This window comes from Pedobacter sp. MC2016-24 (genome assembly GCF_015223055.1).
Classification (GTDB): domain Bacteria; phylum Bacteroidota; class Bacteroidia; order Sphingobacteriales; family Sphingobacteriaceae; genus Pedobacter.
Map to the genome: position 1 here is coordinate 339,518 of NZ_JADFBX010000002.1, position 19,465 is coordinate 358,982.

The following is a 19,465-nucleotide window of genomic DNA, read 5'->3' on the forward strand; positions in this document are numbered from 1 at the left end:
CGCTGTTTAAAATAGGTAGATTATTTAGCGTATTTGTAAACAACAGTTTTGCTGTTGCTGCCTGTGGGACTGGTAACCGGGATGCTTGCTACAATATATGCTGTTCCGTCTGGAGCAATTTGCATATCAAATTCGTTTACTTTCTCTCTGATTACTTTTCTGTCTGCATTCCAGTTATTGGTAGCGTTATTAAATGTCCTTACTGAAACTGACGAGGCATTGGCGTAAGCAAAATAGAGTACACCATCCTGATCTACAGCCAGTACAAATTTATCCTTTTCACCTCCGGCAGATACTGCAGTTCCGAGTTCCTGCCATACTGAAGTGGCTTTGTTAAATTTCATGATGTGCGTTGCTCTTCCTGATGAAGGTGCGATGCCATATGCCAGGTAAGCCTGACCGGTTTTGTCAACAGCAACACTGACCATTTGGAATCCAACCATGGCATCAGGAGCGGTGAAAGATGTAGGGCCGACTGCCGTCCACTGATTGTTGTTATTTACGAACAGGGATGGTTTATTGACACCCGTAGTTCTGTCCATCACACCCACATACATTTTTCCATCCAGACCGGTGATGATCTGATCATAGAATACGACAACCCCACCTGGAGGAGTATTGTTTGTCCATGTTGAGTTTTTGTAACTGGTTACATATAATCCCCTGGCAATGATACCACTTGCATCCGTTCCATTTTTTGCCATGGCAATGGTGGGATTATTGTCCGGACCTATAGTCAATGATAAATAATCGACCTTAACAGGTGTGAAATTGTTTGAACCAACGCCCGACCAGGTTGCTCCATTGTATTTCAATACCGTTCCTTTCTGTTCGTTATTCAGATAATCCTTATAAGCGATATAAGGTGTTCCTTCCTGGTTGAATGCAATTGCAGGGACTTCGGCCCTTATCTGGGTAATTCCGGTTTTAGGGCCCAGATATTGCCATTCCGTGCCATTGTAGCTCATTACGGCTATATCCTTTTTATCGGTAGGTAAAGCGACACCACTTTCATCTTTACCTGAGCGCTGATAAATGAATGCAGGATAATTGTTGATTGGGTTGATTGCCATTTTTATAGCAGAAGCAGTTGGTATGGTTAGGTTATCTCCAATTAATGTCCATTGACGGCCGATGAAGGATATATTTACGGTATAGTTTAGTGCAGCGGGTAAATTTGGATCGTTGTAGGAATAAACTACTGTATTGCTAAAATCGTTTATTGTTTTTTTACTTTCCTGCGTTGTTGCGCCAACTTTAAGGATAGCACCAGTAGTCGTTTCAAACCGGGCCACGAGACTACTTAAGTTTGCTGTTTCGGCAATTGGCATGTCGATGTTTAAGCCTTTGATCACTCCAGGGAAATTACCTTGTAATCCTGGATTATCTTCGGCGAAGAACCCAAATGATTTCAGGGCAATCTTTTTTTCTACCCGTACTGCATAACTGCGTGTACTTCTATCTTCAGCTTTTACTTTATATGTGATAGGGGTCCTGAAATCCTGTTCAGATATGCCACTTTCCTGCACCACGTTACCTACCTGTACAATGGTACGGGGATTGTCTACGGTGAAACTCGCTTTCAGCTCGGTTACGTCAACTTCTATAGGTAAGTTTACTACAATTTCGTCACCAGCTATTGTGCCTGCATATTCTTTGTCTAATCCTTGTGCATCTTTAACAATGAATTTAAAGGTTTCAATTCCTTTAGCATACATGACAGGATCTTTTTTACAACCTGCTGCAATGCCCATTGCGATGAACAGGATTAAGGCTATGATATTTTTAATGTTTTTCATCACGGTTAGTTTAGGGTCTTAAAATTTTCTGGCATGAGTACTGCTTTTATACCAGGTGTATCGATCAGATATTTTTTGGCTAAATCAGCAACCATTTCCGGAGTGATTTTATTGATCATATTTTCAAAATCATTGAAATAACTGTAGTCTTTAAAGCCAAAGTAAAATTGGTTTCTAAGGGCCGAACTCCAAAATAGATTTTTATCAGCCTGTTTTTTATAGCCGTCAATTTGCTGTACTTTGATGTTGTTCAGGTCACTAACAAAATATTTTGGATTGGCAGCTACTTTCTTTACCTCTTCCTGGGCCTGCTTGATCAGGAATTGAGCCGATTCGGGCGCACAGGTAAAAGAGATCCTGGAACGGATAAGTGGCGCAGGGATCCTGGTTGATGAGATGGAAACACCAACTCCATAAACTCCTGAGTTCTCTTCGCGTAAATTCAAACGCAGTTTTACCTTTAATACTTCTTGCAGTAAGGTTTGAACCAGGATATCTGGATAATCATATGTTACATTATTGCTTTGGTGAAAAATGTTTACTGTGCTTTTTGGTGCTGCACCTGCATACATGAGGATGTCTTTGGCAGTCTGACCGCCAACGGGGCCTTTGTATTGAAATTGCTTATTGTATTCACCTCCAGGTAAGCCACCAATGTATTGTTCCAGGAGTGGTTTGATACTGTCGGGATTAAAATCACCTACAATGACAAACTGAAAATCTTTTGCAGAGCCGAAGCGACTTTTAAATACGGGGATGATCTTGTTTAAGTGCGCTTCTTTATTCAATCTTTCTGGTGAAAGATCGGAGGCAAAGTCGTCATCTCCTTTTAACAACTCGGCAATGGCTTTGTTGTAAGCATAGTTTGGAGATAATTTGTTGTTCTCCATTTGTTCTATGCTTTGGCGTTTCGCTTGTTCAAAGGTTACCGGGTCTGCGTTTGGATACATCCATTTCAGGTACATCAACTGGAACATGGTATTGGCATCTTTCCAATCGGCGCTGGCAACCACACCTTCTCTTGTGCCGGAAAGTACTAAGGTTGCAGATGCTGAATTTCCTGTAAGGAATTGTGTAAGGGCTGAGCGACTGAATGCTCCCGCTCCGCTTAAACCGGTTACGGGTTTAACAAACTGCGCAGTTACGTATTGAAGGGAATCAAGCGCATAAATGCCACCTTGTCTAAAACCAGATAGTGAAATGTAGTTTTTCTTTTCGGTGGTAGGTTTGAGGTATACGATAGTTCCGTTAGATAAGGTCCATTTGGTTACCCCGATAGGGGCCAGGCTTTCTGTTTTTACTACTTTTCCTGCAACAGGTTGTTCTGTTAACAGTTTTTTCGGAACGGTAAGCTGGTCTGCCCAGGGTGCAATTTTTGCTGTGGTTGCTTTAGCAAACATCATTTTTAAAGCAGCCTGGCTAGGCAAATTCTGCTTGTCTTTTTCCGGAGCGGTTAGCAACACAACGGTATTGCCGGGTTTATTTACTGATTTTAAAAAGCTGAGTAAAGCCAAAGAATCGATCTGATCCACATATTTTAAAGCCAGCCTGTTGCGTTCTTTTTTTGCAAGCATGGTACTGCCATTGTAAAATACGTCCTGAATTTCATTGACATAGGTTTCTGGCTGGGTTTTGTCTTCAGCCAGTTCAGACCTTTTAATGGCTGCTACATATTCGTTCCGGTATTTCTTGATTTCATCTCTGGTAAATCCATAACGGAAAATGCGTTGGGCTTCGGTTAAATACTGTGCAATTCCTTCATTCATCTTATCGTGATATAATGCTGCACCACCTGAAACAATTCCATTTTTTAACACAATATTGCTTATAGAAAAGCTGCCCTCTTTAAAATCGTTTTGCAATTGCGAAATCCGGCTAAAGCGGCTTTTCGCTAATGCATTAAAAAAAGATCTGGTAAGCTGCGCTTTATAATCCTGTTCGGTTTGAATGCCCTTAAACGACTTGATTTTATTGAAAACGCTCAATTCAATCGCATTGGCTTCTTTATCGGTGAGGATAGAGAATAGGGTGTCCTGATGCGCTGGCAATTCATAATAAACCCTTGCGGCCTTACTTTTTGCCTGGTATTGGTTAAATTCGTTTTTGATATAGTTTTCTACCTTTTTTGGATCGATATCTGTTACAATGGCGATGGACATCAGATCGGGACGGTACCATTTCTCATAAAAATCAACAATAGTTTGTCGTTTGAAGCTTTTTAGAATATCGACTTTACCAATAGGTAAGCGTTCTGCATATCTTGATTTGTTAAACAGTACAGGCAGATATTGTTCTCTTAAGCGATTTGCAGCACCTTGTTTACTGCGCCATTCTTCGATCACTACGCCACGTTCTTTGTCAATCTCATGACTGTCGAAAGTTACGCCAAAAGCCCAGTCGCCCATAATATCTATGGATTTTTCCAGGTTTTTTTCGTCTTCGGTATTGATACTGATTTTATACACGGTTTCATCAAAACTGGTATGTGCATTTAAATCGGCACCGAATTTTACACCTTTGGACTCCAGAAACTCAATGACATCATTTTTTGAATAGTGTTTGGTGCCATTGAAGGCCATGTGCTCGATAAAGTGAGCAAGGCCTTGCTGGTCGTTATTTTCCTGAAGTGAACCCGCATTAACAAACAGCCTTAGTACTGAATTTCCAGGTGTTTTGTTGCTTTTGTAAATGTAATAGCTGAAGCCATTTTTAAGTTTGCCTGTAACCAGGTTTGGGTCTTGTTTTAACTGCTGTGCATAGGCACCTGAATTCAATAATCCAAGGCCAATACCGAGTAGAACAAAGAGATTTATTTTCTTTATCATCTGATCCCTCCTTATTTTTTAGTGATGACCAATTGTTTCTGCAGCTGATCTGGCCCAGGAAGACCCATGGTGAAATTTTTGCTGTTGCTGAGTAAACGGATAATGAGGGTATTGTTTTTTGCAGGATCGAGGGTTGATTCTTTCCAGGCGATTCTAACTGGCCGTTCAAAGATTCCCTGTGGAAATGTTAACGTAGTTCCTTCGGTAATCAGGTCGAAGTCACGGCCTTCTTTTAAACCGTCTCCGACTTGAACTTCATATTGCACTGTAATTGGCTCGAATTGCAGTTGGGCGCTCAGGTAAACTTTATAATCTACTGTGTCTTTACGGTTAGAAAGTACATCTATTTCACCTTTATTGTCTACCATGATGTGAAAGAAAGGATGGTCGTATGGTTTTACCTCGTCTTTTGCACAAGAAGCGATAAACAGCATGGCCGCAAAAACCGGCAGTGCTAAAACATATGTTATTTTGTGTTTCATTTTCTTAATTAATTAAATCCCGGGTTTTGGATGATGGCTTTATTGGCATCTATTTCTTTACCTGGAATTGGCAAAACAAATTTTTCATTAGGGTAGTTGAGGCTGCAAACAGATGAACTACAATCTGAGCCTCGAACTAGATTTTCTTTTCGGCGAACGATGTCAAAAAACCGTTGACCTTCAAAGCAAAGTTCGCGATTTCTTTCATCAGCAATTTGTTTGTACAGATCGGCATTAGAGGTGTAATTAATGCTGATGGTTCTGGTTGGGTGCGCCCTTTGAGAAATGATGCGTAAATCTTCAGCAGCTTCAGCATATTTTTTCAAATTCCAGTTTGCTTCTGCGCGGTTTAAATACATTTCAGACAAGCGAATAATTTGTATAATCTGAGGATTTAAAACACCAACAGATCCATTGGAGTATTTCGTGGTTATTAATCTTCCCTTGTTATTCCCCGTTTTAGGTATGTTAAACATCTGCGTTAGCCGAATGTCGTCGGCATCATATAGAAACCTGGTTTTTGCAGATATCACAAATGAAGCATTAGTCGTATCAGAGAATACTGTGTAGATATTTGATACGGCAGCGTTCAGGTTGATGTTCGTTAATGCAAAAATACGTTCTGTTTTAGAGCTGGCATAATTGTCGATCTCCGTGTTAAAGACAGCTTTGTAATTTGCTGATGTGGCAAGCTGATAAGCATTGTCGTTAATGGCAAGACTCGCATTAGCTACGCTTTTCTCCCAATCTCCTTTATACAGATAAACACGGGAAAGTAATGCGATCGCTGCTTCATAGCTTATTGCCGCCTGAGTTGTATGGTTGGCATACTGTTGCAATAAGGGAAGTGAATTGTTAAGGTCTAAAATAATCTGATCGTAAGTTTCTTTCATTGTTTTTCTGGGTACCTGTTCGCCCGGACTGGGTGTTTTAAGTAATACCGGTATTCCGAGGTGTGAGGCATCAGCTGTGTAATTATAGGGTTGAGCATACACTCTGCTCAAATCGAAATGACATAATGCCCGCATGGCCAGCCCTTGTCCGGTAATAGAATCCAGGGTTTTGGCTTGGTTTGGGAATTTTGTTTTCAATTCCGGAATGGCATTTAAAACATTGTTTACGTTGTTAATAGCCTCATATACATTTAGCCAGATATGTCCGACAGCAAATGCATCATCGCCTATTGAACTTTGGAAATTATACTGCGGCAACATGACTGATGTATTGCCGCCTTGAATCAAATTATCAGAGGCCACCTCGGCATACATGCCAAATTCGCTTTTATAATAAGCTAAAATGACATTATAGGAACCATTTATCGCCAGTTTGGCTCCTTCTACAGTTTCAAATAGGGTATTTCTACCTGTTTTTCCAAAAGGTTCTTTTTCCAGGAATTTTTTACAAGAAACCATTGTGATGCACACAAGGCTTAATATTGTTATGGTATAGCTAATCTTTTTCATCACAATTTGTATTATAAGCTAACGTTTAAACCAAATGAAAGCACAAGTGGTTGTGGATAAGGATTAAACGAGTTTTTAAAATCGTTTCGGTTTGATTTGGTGTTGTATGGTGTCCAGAAGCCGATGTTATCTGCCTGTAAGTAAACACTTGCACGGTCCAGACTCACGCGTTTAAGTAAGGACTTAGGTAAATTGTAGTTTACACTCACATTTGTTAAACGAAGGCTTGTTTTTTGATGTAAAAATCGCGTAGAGTTTCGTGCGTTATTTACGTTTTCACCCAACACTGTTTTAGGGATATTACTCAAATCTCCAGGTTCTCTCCATCTGTCTAGCAGATTGGTGGATTGATTGTCGCTGGCAAGGTTGCGACCATCGGATTCCGCATCACGTTGCAGAACGCTGAATGCGTATCCACCCACATTATAGATGAGTAAAGCGGATAGGGAGAAATCTTTATATTGGAATGTATTGGTCATTCCACCGAAAAAATCAGGAGTACCTGAACCTACGGTTACCCGATTTGCGAGGTCAAATACTTTCGTTATATTTCCTTTTGCATCGTACCATAAGGGGCCACCATCACGGGGATCAACACCTGCCCAACGCACCAGATAAAATGTACTGGCATCTTTACCTATTTCTCTGATGGTTTTGTCTAGTATTTTAGTATTGTCATTGTATAATTTAAGGATTTTGCTGGTGTTGCGTGCGATGTTAAATTTCGTTGACCATTGAAAGTTTTTGTTCTGGATGTTTTGTGTTACCAGGTTCATTTCGATACCGCGGTTTCTCACTGATCCTATATTTTGGTCGATGCTGGTAAATCCTGTAGTACGTGTAACGTCGACCTCATCAAGCATTCCTTTAGTGATGTTTTGGTAGAGTTCCACTTCCATTGAAATTCTTTTAAAGAAGCTCAAATTGATTCCTCCATTTACAATATAGGTTGTTTCCCAGGAAAGCACTGGATTTTCTCCGGATGCCATTATCGCTCCGTTTGTTCCATTGTAAGTAGTGCCCATCAAATTTAAATTGTAAATTCCTTTAGCCTTATAAGATCCTAAGCGGGAGTTACCATTTGTACCGTAGCTCAGTTTAAGTTTGGCAAAGTCTATTTGTTTAACTTTCCAGAAAGCTTCATTACTTATTGTCCAGGAGGCACCTATAGAATTAAATGTAGCCCATTTTACATCTGAGCCAAAATCGGAATTTCCATCTTTCCGGAAACTGCCAAGCAAGCTGTATTTTTTGGCTAAAGTATAATTGAATTGCCCGTAGTAAGATACCCCCGTTTTATCTTCACCTGAAAATGTGTTGACAATTCTTTGTGCTTCATTCGCATTTCTGATGTAATCATTTTCAAAACCATATCCGATGATCGAATTGGATCTTCTGTCATCACTTTTTGCCTCAGCACCAAATAATGCTGAAAATTCATGTTGTTTGATTGTTTTTGCAAAATTAAGACGTTGTTGACTGTTCCAGCCGAAATTTTTACTTTTTGCGAACTCTGCCTTACCTTCATTTTTGTTGCTGAAGGCAAACATAGAATTATAAATATGTTCTCTGGTTGACGTATAATCTATACCGTTCGTGCTGGTAAAGGTAAGACCAGGTATAATTTTGAAAGTACCACCAACATTTCCATTAACGAAATTTGTTTTTTGATTGTTGTCATTATATACCGATTCGCGTACTTTGTTATAAAATGCATCCACGAACGATCCATCTGGATTATAGGGGCTATCGATGGGTCTGTTGATATAATAACTGCTGGAAGGATTAAACATATCATTGATATTGCGTGAAGCACCTACTCTGAGAAATAACTCTATGGAATTGTTGACCTTTTGATCGATATTTATTCTACCCGAAAGCCTTTGTACCTGATTTTGGATCATGATCTGCTTCTCGCTGTAATAAGAACCGGATACATAATACCTGGTTTTGTTATAAGTTCCTGAAAAAGACAGATTATGCTGGCTATTGATTCCTGTACGGAAGAAGGTGTCGTACCAGTCTGTATTGGTCGTGCCTAAATCTGGCAATTTACTTTGATCCAATGCCGTATTATTTCGGTAAGATTCTGTATACAGTTCGCGGTATTCATCAGCATTGAGTACATTAAAGCGGCTGTTGTTGATGAGGTTTACTCCAGTCCTGAAACCATAGCTAATCGAATTTTTTACAGAATTTCCTTTTTTTGTGGTGATTAGAATTACTCCATTTGAGCCGTCTGCTCCATATATTGAGGTTGCGGTTGCGTCTTTAAGCACCACTACAGATTCAATGTCTTCCGGGTTGATATAGGTTAATGGACTGATACTTGTGTTTACTCCAAGAATCTGATTGGTTTCATTTCCTGTTTTTATAGGAATTCCATCTATTACCCATAATGGGTCGTTGGAAGCGCCAAACGATGCTTCACCACGAATACGCGTTTGGTATCTTGGCCTGATGCTGCTGGTTGAACCATCTTGCACGTCGTATTGTAAGCCGGGTACAAGCCCTTCCAATAGTTTATCTATCCTATCTACAGGTTTACGTTCAAGTTCTTTAGCTGTAACCACGTAGGCACTTCCAATTTGATTTTCCTTTTTCTCTGAAGTACCATAGGCGGTTACAATCACTTCATTAAGCTCGCTTGCAGATTCGATCATCAGTACATCAATGAGCTTACTACCGCTAATAGCTACTTCTTTGGTTTCATAACCAATCATAGAAAAAACCAGGATGCCATTTGCAGGTGCCTGAATGGAATAAGCGCCTGTAGCAGAAGTTGTGGTTACTTTTTTAGTGCCTTTTACGGTAATTACCACGCCGGGCATGGTCTGGTTCGGTTGCCCAGGGTTTCCTTTGGACGTTACAATACCTTTCACAATAATCTCCTGCTGCGCAGTTTTTGTACTGGTCTTCGCTTCAGAAATGATCACAGTTTGATCAATGATTTTGTAATCCAGTGCTTTTCCCGCGGTTAATTGCTGTAAGGCATCGTTTAGTTCTGTGTTTTTTAACTCGAGGCTAACCGTTCCTGATTTTTTTAGGATAGCGGCATCATATAAAAAGAAATAACCAGTCTGTTTTTTAATGTCCTGGCACACGCTTTCTATACCTGCATTTCGAACGGATAGGTTTACTTTTTGGGCATATCCTGCAGCGTGAACAGCAAGGCAGCCAGTTATTAATAAGAAAATAGTTAACCTCATAACTAATAGTAGTTTTCTATTAAATGACCTGTAATTTCCCGTACACTTGCCGAGAAGGAATTGTTTCATATTTTTGTATGTGTTGGTTTTGAAAATTGGTTGAATTCGATAGCGATCAAATAAGCACAGCCCACACTATTTGTCCGGGAACATTGCAGTGTTTCCGGATTTTTTATGTCTGTTCTGTACGTTGCTGGGGGTTTAGTAAAGGTTTATTTCATACGGTTTGATTTAATTATTATGGGTTAAAATCTACGATTACAGTTCGTCCTTTTAATTCGAACTTTTTGCCACTCACAGCATTCAGCATTTCGAGAACCTGATTTAAGGTTGCTTGCCGGCGGATGTTACCACTGTATCTTTTCAGGTCCGGTGTTCCTTTGTAAACAACTTCCACGTCATACCACCTGAATATCTGGTTCATCACATCGGGAATCAGGTCATCTTTAAAATAAAAGGCTCCTTCTTTCCAGGCAATGGATTTGTAAGTGTCTGTTTGATGTATATCTAGTGCTCCTGAGCCGATTGTGGCTTCTTCACCAGGAACAAGCATTTGTTGCTTGCCTGCATTGGTGATTTTTACAGAACCTTCAAGGAGTGTGGTTTTACTTTTATCGCCAAAAGAACTGATGTTAAAGTGGGTTCCCAGTACCTCTACTTCAGTCTGGTTAAAATACACCCTGAAGGGTAGCTTTTTATTGTGTTTCACTTCAAAATATGCTTCCCCAGTCAATTCTACCCTGCGTTCTGTTTGATTAAACGTGGTAGCGAAGCGTAGGGAAGAGGAGGCATTTAACCATACTTTAGTGCCGTCGGGAAGGATCATTTTATATTCTCCGGCCCTGGGTGTACTTAATTTGTTGTAACCCTCGGTAGTGTTCAGTTTTCTTTTTGTGCTAAACGCGAGGGTTCCATTCCTGGCGCCTAAGGCAGCTTTTCCATTTGGTGCATTTAAGGTCAGGTTTGCATCGCTCAAATTAATGGTAGATCCGTCTGCCAGTTGTAACACTGCTTTTTTGCCGCCTGGCATGATGTCCTGTACGGCTGCCATTTCATTTTTAACCTGTTTTGTGGTGTTGCTAAATTTATAAAATCCTAACCCAGCAACAATCAGTACCATCGCAGCTGCGCTGTACCTTACTATTTTATTCCAGTTTACTGTTTTAACAGGTTTGTTTTCCGTTAACCTGGAAACATTTGCCCAGGCCATATCTGTATCCATTGCATCAATGTAGTTGATGTCCTGCTGTATGTCTGTTGTATTTTTAAAAGAATCCAGCAAATCCCTGTTCTTCTGATCGGCAGCCAGCCATTGTTCAAAAGTTATCATCTCGGCATCAGAGAGGTCGTTTTTAAGGAATTTGATGATGAGTTCCGAGGTGTATTTGAAATTGCCTTTTGTTTCCATAGTTATCTGTAAGAAACTTGAAAACTAAATTGGGGTGAAAAGGAATGTAAATTATTTTAAAATAATTTGTCTACTTGAGTAGGAATAGGGAAAGGAGCGCAAAAAAATCTGGATTTAATCGTACACGTAACAGCTGTAAACCGCGTTTTTTTTGCGTTTTGACGGTGTTGATACTTAAGCCCAATTCTTCGGCAATCTGGGGGTTTTTTAAGCCTTCCAGATAGCCCATCCTGAATATTTTCTGGCAATTTTCTGGTAAAGTGGTAATGACTTTGTGTAGTTCCACAATGACCTCAGATCTGATCATCGCATTTAAAACGGCGGCGTCTTCAGCAGGGTCTGCATCCTGATTATTCAGGAACAAATGTTCCAGTTTTTGTCTGCGGAGCTTATTTAAACAGGCATTTTTAACTGAGGAGTAAAGAAAACTGTTTATGGAAGCTTCGGATTCGGCCAGTTCATTTCGGTTATTCCAATAGGTCACAAAAGCTTCCTGAACAATGTCTTTTGCGGCATCGTCATCTTTCAAAAATTGTCTGGCAAATACGCATAATTTTGCATAGTTGTTTCTAAACAATTCTTCAAACGAGGGAACAATTTTATGTGGCTCTTTGGGCAAGGTGCTAGTATGAAATGAAATCCTTGATCCAAAAATAAGGTTTATCTATCAGCAATACAAGTGTTTGATATTCATTACAATTGTCTGATAATTTACTCAATTGGAATTAATTGCACTTATTTGTTTACCAGAAAGCCGAAAGACATCCTGTTCAGCGTAGCTCGAGCTAGCGTTAAAAAGGGGCAATCTAGTTAATAGCGTGCCCCTTTTAACATCAACATTTGCTTATTTACTTAGGGTACTATTGTGCGGCATCTGCATATGAAGAGGCTATTCTGATTTTTTTTACGAAATGTGTTGCCTGAGCTTCGTCACCGCCGTAAATTCCCCATTTCGGATCGCAATCGGCTACATCAAGCGTACGACAGTAAAGGCGTTGATTGCCATTTGAAAAGGTTTGTTTAACCCCATTGTACCAAAATTCGATGTATCCAACTGCTGGATTCCTGGACACCTTCATCCGGATGACAAATTTAAGCCAGGTATTTACGGAAATTGCGGTTGACCAGGGCACGGTAGCTATATGGCTGTCGTCAAAATGCTGCAATTCCAGCATTCCGGCTTTGGTTCTGAGCATAATGGGGTGGTTCTGTAGTGCGCCTTCCGTTGGATAGGATTTCCATTGAAATATGGCTTCCGTTTTTAAGTCTGTTGGCATATAAATTTTACTCGTCCAGCCGATGTAAATTTCGTCACCGTCCTGTGCCTGGTAGTTTTTTGCACCACGACCTTCCGTTCGGTGACTACCGTTTGGTTTTAAAAATTTCCAGGTTAAGGTACCGGTTTCGTCATTTACGGTAGTGACAGTTCCGGTGCCTTCAATGTTGATGTTTTTCCATACGTTCGCAGAACCATTCGTTGCATCGCCGTTAAAAAGAACCGACATAATCTGTACTTGTCCGGATGTAGTTTGCGTTTGCGCGGATTTGTTGAGTTCGGTTAATGCAGAATCTGCTTCCTTTTCTTTCTTGCAACTGGTAGATGCCAGGGTGATACCCAGCATGGCCAGGCTTACTAATTCAATTTTCTTCATACATTTTATTTTTGGTTAACACACACTAATTTATCGAGATGTGCCACTGGATTTCTCTCTATTATTAGCCAATCAATCAAGAATGTCAGCCCTTTACGTGTGTCTCGATTTGCCAATGTGGATGACAGTTCGGCTAAATAAATTGAACAATGATGAGTTTATTTTATCTTAATTGCAGCAACCAAAGTAGACCGTAAATAAACGTATGAAGTCCAAATATTATTTGCTCGTTATTTTCTTCACCAGCATTTCATTAATTTATTCTGGCTGCAAGAAAAATGTTAAAAATCCTGTTGATGAAAAGGTAATAGAAATCCCAAATCAAGGAAATCAATTTTGTGCCTCATGTAAAAAAGTGAAATCGGCGGTTGAGCTAAGTGCGTTAAGTCCCAAGCCAGGAGATACTGTGATCATGCAATCGGGTGAATGGAGTAATCAGAAAGTGGTGTTTACGGGAACGGGTTCTATGCAACAGCCTATCGTATTGTTGGCAGAAAAAGGTGGACAGGTTAACTTGTCAGGTTCATCATCATTAGTGATCGATGGTAGTTGGTTGGTAGTAGATGGTTTGAACTTTAAGAATGGTGATCTGAGTGTTTCCAAGTTAAATATCATCGATTTTACCATTGCTTCGAGAAATTGCCGTTTAACAAACACTTCTATTGTAGATTACAACCCGGTTGATCAATCGGTTGACTATCGGTGGGTATCGTTGAATGGTAAAAACAACAGATTGGATCATTGTTACATCAAAGGAAAGGCGCATGCAGGAGCTACCGTCGTAGTTTGGGGTGCTAAAGATGCTTTGTCTCATCGGATAGATCACAATTATTTTGGACCGCGGCCTGAACTTGGAAGTAATGGCGGAGAAACAATCAGGGTGGGAACAAGTGATTATTACTTAACAGAGAGTTTGGTAATTGTAGAAGAGAATATATTTGACAATTGCAATGGGGAAACAGAGGTGATTTCTAATAAAATGAGTAAGAACATCATCAGAAATAATTTGTTTTTTGAGAGTAAAGGAACGCTATGCCTGCGTCATGGCAACAATACTGAGGTATATGGCAATTACCTGATCGGTAACAACATTGCTGGTGTGGGGGGAATCCGTATTGTTGGGGAGGGGCATCTGGTGTATAATAATTATCTCCAGGGTATTGCATCCACCGGGCAAACTTGTGCTATTGCGATGTTGGATGGGGTTCCCAATTCTCCGGCAAGTGGTTATTTTCAGGTTAAGAATGTGAAGGTGGTGGGGAATACTGTGCTTAACTGTGCGCAGGCCTTTGATGTTGGTGCCGGTAAAGGTGGGAACGACCGGACAGTACCTCCGGGCAACTGTAGCATCGCCAATAATGTGATGCAATTGAAATCAGGAACGTCGCTCATTAAATTTACAGATACGCCTACAGGATTTAACTACGAAGGTAATATTGCATATGGAATGGATGCAGTTAATAATCTGCCTACAGGGTTTCTAATTACAAACCCTATGTTGACGTTAAACGAAACAGGAACCTACTCTACTGCAGTTGGAAGTCCGGTAATCGGAGCGTTTAAAGGTAGTTATGCTTTTTTTCAAGTGGTCGACGCAGGTGCCAATAAAATTGATAATTTACATAAAGATTTGTTGAAGGCAAATGGAATAGGTCCTGTATGGCTTACAGGGTTGGGGGCTTCACTGATCATTAAACCGTTGTAACTTGACTGTGCCAATATAGTTGACAGCTTTGCTAATTTGAGCAAATAAAAAGCGAAAACTTATTTGTCAATTGCATAAACCAATAAATTGTAAAAACCAGCAAACATGTGAACGAGGAATAATTGGCAGTTCTCCAACTGTAATTCTATATCAGATATAGGATAAATAAATTAACAGCAATCTTTTAAAGAAACCAAATAATAAACGATATGAATAAAAATTGTACTAAAAAAACGTCATTTAGTATGAACACATTCTGGCTGAAGAGTGGAGGGCTAAAAGCATTGCTGCTATTGGTCTTGCTACAAATGCTTGGGAGTGTTACATATGCCCAGTTAATTAAGGTTACTGGTACAGTAACAGATAGTAAAGGGGAGCCTTTACCTGGGGTGAGTGTAAAAGTTAAAGGTACTGCCATTGGTGGATCGACATCTGGAGAGGGCAAGTACACTATCAGTGTTCCAAGCGCAACTTCAGTGTTGGTGTTTTCCTATATAGGATTTGTTAAACAAGAAGAGATCGTAGGGACAAGGAAAAACATCAGTATTAAGTTAAAGGACGATGATAGTAGTCTGGAAGAGGTAGTTGTAACGGGTTTCGGGCAAAAAATGGCCAAGAAAGATTTGACTGGTGCCACGGCAGGTGTAAGTTCAAAAGAAATTGAGGAGCGTCAGCCAACTACTTTAGCTGAAGCACTTCAAGGCCAGGCTCCGGGATTGTTGGTTACCACCGACGGCGGATCACCTTCTGGTCAAGGTACAATCCAGATCAGGGGAGCATCAAGTATCAATTCTGGGAATGGCCCTTTATATGTAATTGATGGAATTACCAGTGAAAATGCAGATTTCGTAAATCCGATGGACATTGCGGATATTCAAATTCTGAAAGATGCTTCCTCAGCCTCTATTTATGGTGCCAGGGGTGCAAATGGTGTGATTTTGATTACAACGAAAAGAGGAAAAGATGGTAAGCCTAATATTGGGGTTAGTTATAACAATATTTTTGGTAAACTGGCTCACAAACTACACACTTTAAGTGCAGATGAGTTACGTTTATATCGTTCAATGAGGAATGGTAGTGGTAATGGAGCAAATCCAGATTCAGTGAATCCATATAATAATGCAGATAATGACTTTCAGGATTTGTTATTTAGAACATCTAATAGAAAGGTTATCGCGCTCACAGCCAGTGGAGGCCAAAAGGGTTCTACATATTATACCAGTGTGAATTACACAGATGATCAGGCACTTGTTGTAAACAGTTCGTTAAAAAGATTGCAAACTAAACTAAATGTAGAAAGTAAATTAGGCAATAAGCTTACTTTAAGTAATAACCTGGCATTTGCTTATCAAACAGGAAATGAGATTCCAGTGGGTACAAGTGCTAAACAAGTGTTTGAAAAAAATCCATGGACAACAGTTTATCGTCCAGACGGATCGCTTGCAAATTACACGGAATCAAAAAGAAATCCGCTTGCTTTTGCCTTATTGGTAGATGATGTGGATAATAATTTTACAGCGCAATACAATACAAAGGCTGATTATGCGCTTACTAAATACCTTAAACTGACGGGGCTCTTCAATGCACAGTTAGAGAACAAAACAAATAAGACCTTTTCTCCTTCATCATTGACGAGTGGCGGAACGGGTACAGCAACCGGGAGTAATACTTTTAACAAAAGGATATATTGGGAAGCGCAAACATATTTAAACTACCAGAGGACATTTAGTACTGATCATACGGTTACAGCCTCACTTGGATTTACTTCAGAGAAAAACAGAAACGATGGTTATACCGTTGGAATGATAAACTATTTGAGTGAGGCCATTAATACATCAAATGCTGGTACTATTGACTTAACGAAAACGAGAACAACTGCTTCGGGAAACGCTAGTGCTGCTGCCTTTCTTAGGGGTAATTATAGCTATAAAGGTAAATACATTGTACAGGCAAATTATCGCAGAGATGGTTCTTCTAAATTTGGGTACATCAACAAATGGGGTGATTTTTATTCCGGCTCTGCAGCCTGGCGTCTTTCTGACGAAAAATTTATGGCCTTTTCAAAAAGCTGGTTGGATGATGCGAAGTTAAGATATAGCTATGGACAACTTGGAAATGACGCTATTCCAGCTTATAAAGATGTAAATACTATGGATTTCGGGACATATAATTACAATGGACAGAACAGCGCTACGGAAAGCTTAACCATGGGTAACCCCAATATTAAATGGGAAACTGTTAGGACAAGCAACATCGGTGCTGATTTTACTTTACTTAAAGGTAAGGTTAGCTTGACCTTAGATTACTATAAAAAGACAACTAAAGATCTATTGTACAAAAATGAGATTCCGAAGGAGACAGGAAAAACAAATGCAATTGTGAATTTGGGAACAATTCAAAATAACGGATTTGAGTTTGCGATAAATGCTACCCCGATTAGAACAAAAGATTTCACCTGGAATGTTTCTTATAACATGTCATTCCAAAAAGGAAAAATTATTGAACTGGCTAACCATGTTCCCTATACGGCTGGAAACATCTTTATCTTGAGAGAAGGAGGTAGAATTGGTAATATGTTTGTTTATAAAAATCTGGGTGTATATCAATATGATTCTTCTAACGCTTATACCCCAGACGGAAGAAGGTTAACTCCGGATTTATCAACAATGACAATTTTGCCTGGTGACACAAAGGTGGATGTGGTGTCTAGATATTTCTTAAATGGCCAGGAATATACTGGAGAAATTAAACGACGTATGAATGGTACTTACGTGATGCGTGGTGGAGATACCGAGTGGTTGGATGTAAACAATGATAACCAGATTGATGACGCAGATCTTGTGGTAGGTGGTAATGGCGTACCGGATTATTATTTTGGTTTTGGCAATACAGTTACATATAAACGTTTTTCTTTGAATTTGTTGTTTAATGGACAAATGGGGAACGAAGTTTATAATTCTGTTGCTAATGGACAAAATACAGGTAGTTCCACTTACTCACCCCCGACTTACCAAATGATTACAAATTCGTGGTGGAACAAAGGCGATGTTGCATTATATCCAAATATTTTGGATAAAGATACTCATGGAAACATCAGAAATAATTACAACAGCTTGTATATTGAGAATGGTAGCTTTATCCGATTGGCAAGTGCCAGACTTAGTTATGCTTTAAATCCAGCATGGGCTACTAAAGCAAAAATGAGAAATGCCAGTATCTTTATATATGGTACTAACCTGGCAACCTGGACCAACTACAGTTGGTATGATCCTGAGTTTACAGCGGATGCTTTAACTCCAGGCGTAGATGGGGGAAAGTATCCAAGAAGAAGAGAAGTTGGTTTTGGTGTTAATATTAATTTTTAAGAGAGATGAAGAGTATATTTAAAATTACTGCGATACTTGGTGTTGTGTTGACACTGGGGAGCTGTAAAAGCTTTTTACAGGAAACCCCACCATCTAACGTTTTGGTAAGCGATTATTATAAAAAGGCAGGAGATATTAATTCTGCGTTGGCTGGGCTTTACGGGTCCTTTCAAGTAGAAATGTTAGGTGATGGTGATAGTAAAATGGGAGGCAAGTATCATTATTGGGGAGAGGGACGGTCGGATAACTTCGAAGATTCTGGGTATAGGAGTGGAATTAGTGTTCAATTTTCACTCAATCAACTCACATCTGGAAATACTGTATCAAACTGGGAAGGGCTATACAGAACAATAGCTATTGCAAACAATTGTATCAAGTATTTTCCGGAAATTTCCAAGTATGATCCAAATGCAACCCAAACGTTAATTAACAATGGTTTAGCCCAGGCTTATGCCATGAGAGCTTTGTGTTATTTTTATATCATTCGCTTATGGGGTGATGCACCTTTGCGCACCGCTCCTTATGAAAGTTTAGCTGAGGAACCTAGGTTACCAAGAACACCAAAGGATGAGATTATGGCTAAAGTAATTCTTCCCGATATAGAATTGGCTTACCAGTTAATTAGTAAACAACAAACGGCTAATATTTGGAACCTTAACGAAGGTGCAATTGCGGCAGTTGCGGCAGATGTATATATGTGGAATGCTGGAACCAAAAGCAACGCAGCTGATTACACAACTGCCATTACTTGGTTTAAAAGGGTATTTGCAGCAAAAGGTGTTACTGGTGCAGTTTATGGTGAAACCAATGCTAATCTAGAGCCTATAGCTAGCTGGAAAAACCTTTTTCTGAATCCTGTAAGTACCAAAGAGGCAATTTGGAGCATCAACTGGAATAGCATTTTTAATGGCTGTGCCTGTATTCCTGTTGGCAAACAAAAGAGCAATAATCCGGTAATGGTCGATTCACTGATCCATGCAACCTGGAAGAAGAATAAACTGGATCAGCGTGTGTTAAAAACGATTGATACACTTACTGGAACTAATCACCAGGATAAATTACTTAAGTATTACACTTATGCAACGCAGATTGTGGTTGCAGATGATCCAATTCCAATCAATGTACTTCCTGTAATGTACCGTCTTGGAGATATGTATTTACTATATGCAGAAGCCCTGAATAAAACAGGTGATAGGGTAAATGCTTTAAAAATGATGAATTTGATACATGTTCGTGCAGGAATGCCAGCTATACTTGCTACAGATCCGTTGGTATCTACAGCTGGGGTGCTTGATGCAACTAAATTGGAAGATGCAATTTTACAGGAAAGACAGTACGAATTGTTAGGTGAAGGAAAAAGATGGTTTGATTTGGTACGTACAAATCATGTATTTAAAATTATGGATCCAATTATCAACAGGAGATTGTCAAATAAAGCTGGTGGTGTACCAGTAAGTGTTGGTTTTGGTGATCCAAATAGAATTCTATGGCCAATTTATAAAACGCTGTTAGAAGACAATAATAAATTAGTTCAAAATCTGCCATATAATTAATTGT

The 19,465-nt window shown here is 39.6% G+C and carries 11 protein-coding genes; 3 read left to right on the forward strand and 8 right to left on the reverse strand.

Going from position 1 to position 19,465, the window contains the following annotated elements; all coding sequences use genetic code 11:
- Positions 1 to 20 precede the first annotated feature (20 nt).
- The 8 genes from IM797_RS07090 to IM797_RS07125 all read right to left on the reverse strand — a co-directional run bounded on the left by IM797_RS07090 (position 21) and on the right by IM797_RS07125 (position 12,838).
- The gene (locus IM797_RS07090) at positions 21 to 1,799 is read right to left on the reverse strand and encodes a hypothetical protein (protein WP_194126412.1); all 1,779 of its coding nucleotides are present in this window, start codon (positions 1,797 to 1,799) and stop codon (positions 21 to 23) included.
- 5 nt (positions 1,800 to 1,804) lie between these two features.
- The gene (locus IM797_RS07095; protein WP_194126413.1) at positions 1,805 to 4,624 is read right to left on the reverse strand and encodes a pitrilysin family protein; all 2,820 of its coding nucleotides are present in this window, start codon (positions 4,622 to 4,624) and stop codon (positions 1,805 to 1,807) included.
- Positions 4,625 to 4,635: 11 nt separating this feature from the next.
- Complete coding sequence (locus IM797_RS07100) at positions 4,636 to 5,106, reverse strand: hypothetical protein (protein WP_228098747.1); 471 nt, start codon at positions 5,104 to 5,106, stop codon at positions 4,636 to 4,638.
- An 8-nt stretch (positions 5,107 to 5,114) separates the two neighbouring features.
- Positions 5,115 to 6,569 carry a RagB/SusD family nutrient uptake outer membrane protein gene (locus IM797_RS07105; RefSeq protein ID WP_194126414.1) on the reverse strand — a complete coding sequence of 485 codons (1,455 nt, stop codon included), beginning with the start codon at positions 6,567 to 6,569 and terminating at the stop codon, positions 5,115 to 5,117.
- Positions 6,570 to 6,580: 11 nt separating this feature from the next.
- On the reverse strand, positions 6,581 to 9,778 hold the full coding sequence (locus IM797_RS07110) for a SusC/RagA family TonB-linked outer membrane protein (protein ID WP_194126415.1): 3,198 nt from the start codon (positions 9,776 to 9,778) through the stop codon (positions 6,581 to 6,583).
- A gap of 238 nt (positions 9,779 to 10,016) precedes the next feature.
- Positions 10,017 to 11,186: a FecR family protein gene (locus IM797_RS07115; RefSeq protein ID WP_194126416.1), complete on the reverse strand. Its 1,170-nt coding sequence runs from the start codon at positions 11,184 to 11,186 to the stop codon at positions 10,017 to 10,019.
- Between the two features lie 70 nt (positions 11,187 to 11,256).
- The gene (locus IM797_RS07120) at positions 11,257 to 11,805 is read right to left on the reverse strand and encodes an RNA polymerase sigma-70 factor (protein WP_194126417.1); all 549 of its coding nucleotides are present in this window, start codon (positions 11,803 to 11,805) and stop codon (positions 11,257 to 11,259) included.
- Positions 11,806 to 12,046: 241 nt separating this feature from the next.
- Positions 12,047 to 12,838: a heparin lyase I family protein gene (locus tag IM797_RS07125; protein ID WP_194126418.1), complete on the reverse strand. Its 792-nt coding sequence runs from the start codon at positions 12,836 to 12,838 to the stop codon at positions 12,047 to 12,049.
- 205 nt (positions 12,839 to 13,043) lie between these two features.
- On the opposite strand from IM797_RS07125, the gene IM797_RS07130 reads away from it, so the two are divergent.
- The 3 genes from IM797_RS07130 to IM797_RS07140 all read left to right on the forward strand — a co-directional run bounded on the left by IM797_RS07130 (position 13,044) and on the right by IM797_RS07140 (position 19,461).
- Positions 13,044 to 14,543, forward strand: a complete 1,500-nt coding sequence (locus tag IM797_RS07130; protein WP_194126419.1) for a polysaccharide lyase 6 family protein — start codon at positions 13,044 to 13,046, stop codon at positions 14,541 to 14,543.
- A 245-nt stretch (positions 14,544 to 14,788) separates the two neighbouring features.
- Positions 14,789 to 17,908 (forward strand): TonB-dependent receptor, encoded by a 3,120-nt coding sequence (locus tag IM797_RS07135; RefSeq protein ID WP_228098748.1) that lies wholly within the window; start codon positions 14,789 to 14,791, stop codon positions 17,906 to 17,908.
- A gap of 5 nt (positions 17,909 to 17,913) precedes the next feature.
- A complete protein-coding gene (locus tag IM797_RS07140; protein WP_194126420.1) occupies positions 17,914 to 19,461 on the forward strand; it encodes a RagB/SusD family nutrient uptake outer membrane protein in 1,548 nt (515 codons plus the stop codon).
- The last annotated feature ends 4 nt before the right edge of the window (positions 19,462 to 19,465 follow it).

Coding starts and splice junctions, on each gene's coding strand:
- IM797_RS07090 (WP_194126412.1), bottom strand. CDS start 1,799: ATGAAAAACATTAAAAATATCATAGCCTTAATCCTGTTCATCGCAATG.
- IM797_RS07095 (WP_194126413.1), bottom strand. CDS start 4,624: ATGATAAAGAAAATAAATCTCTTTGTTCTACTCGGTATTGGCCTTGGA.
- IM797_RS07100 (WP_228098747.1), bottom strand. CDS start 5,106: ATGAAACACAAAATAACATATGTTTTAGCACTGCCGGTTTTTGCGGCC.
- IM797_RS07105 (WP_194126414.1), bottom strand. CDS start 6,569: ATGAAAAAGATTAGCTATACCATAACAATATTAAGCCTTGTGTGCATC.
- IM797_RS07110 (WP_194126415.1), bottom strand. CDS start 9,778: ATGAGGTTAACTATTTTCTTATTAATAACTGGCTGCCTTGCTGTTCAC.
- IM797_RS07115 (WP_194126416.1), bottom strand. CDS start 11,186: ATGGAAACAAAAGGCAATTTCAAATACACCTCGGAACTCATCATCAAA.
- IM797_RS07125 (WP_194126418.1), bottom strand. CDS start 12,838: ATGAAGAAAATTGAATTAGTAAGCCTGGCCATGCTGGGTATCACCCTG.
- IM797_RS07130 (WP_194126419.1), top strand. CDS start 13,044: ATGAAGTCCAAATATTATTTGCTCGTTATTTTCTTCACCAGCATTTCA.
- IM797_RS07135 (WP_228098748.1), top strand. CDS start 14,789: ATGAACACATTCTGGCTGAAGAGTGGAGGGCTAAAAGCATTGCTGCTA.
- IM797_RS07140 (WP_194126420.1), top strand. CDS start 17,914: ATGAAGAGTATATTTAAAATTACTGCGATACTTGGTGTTGTGTTGACA.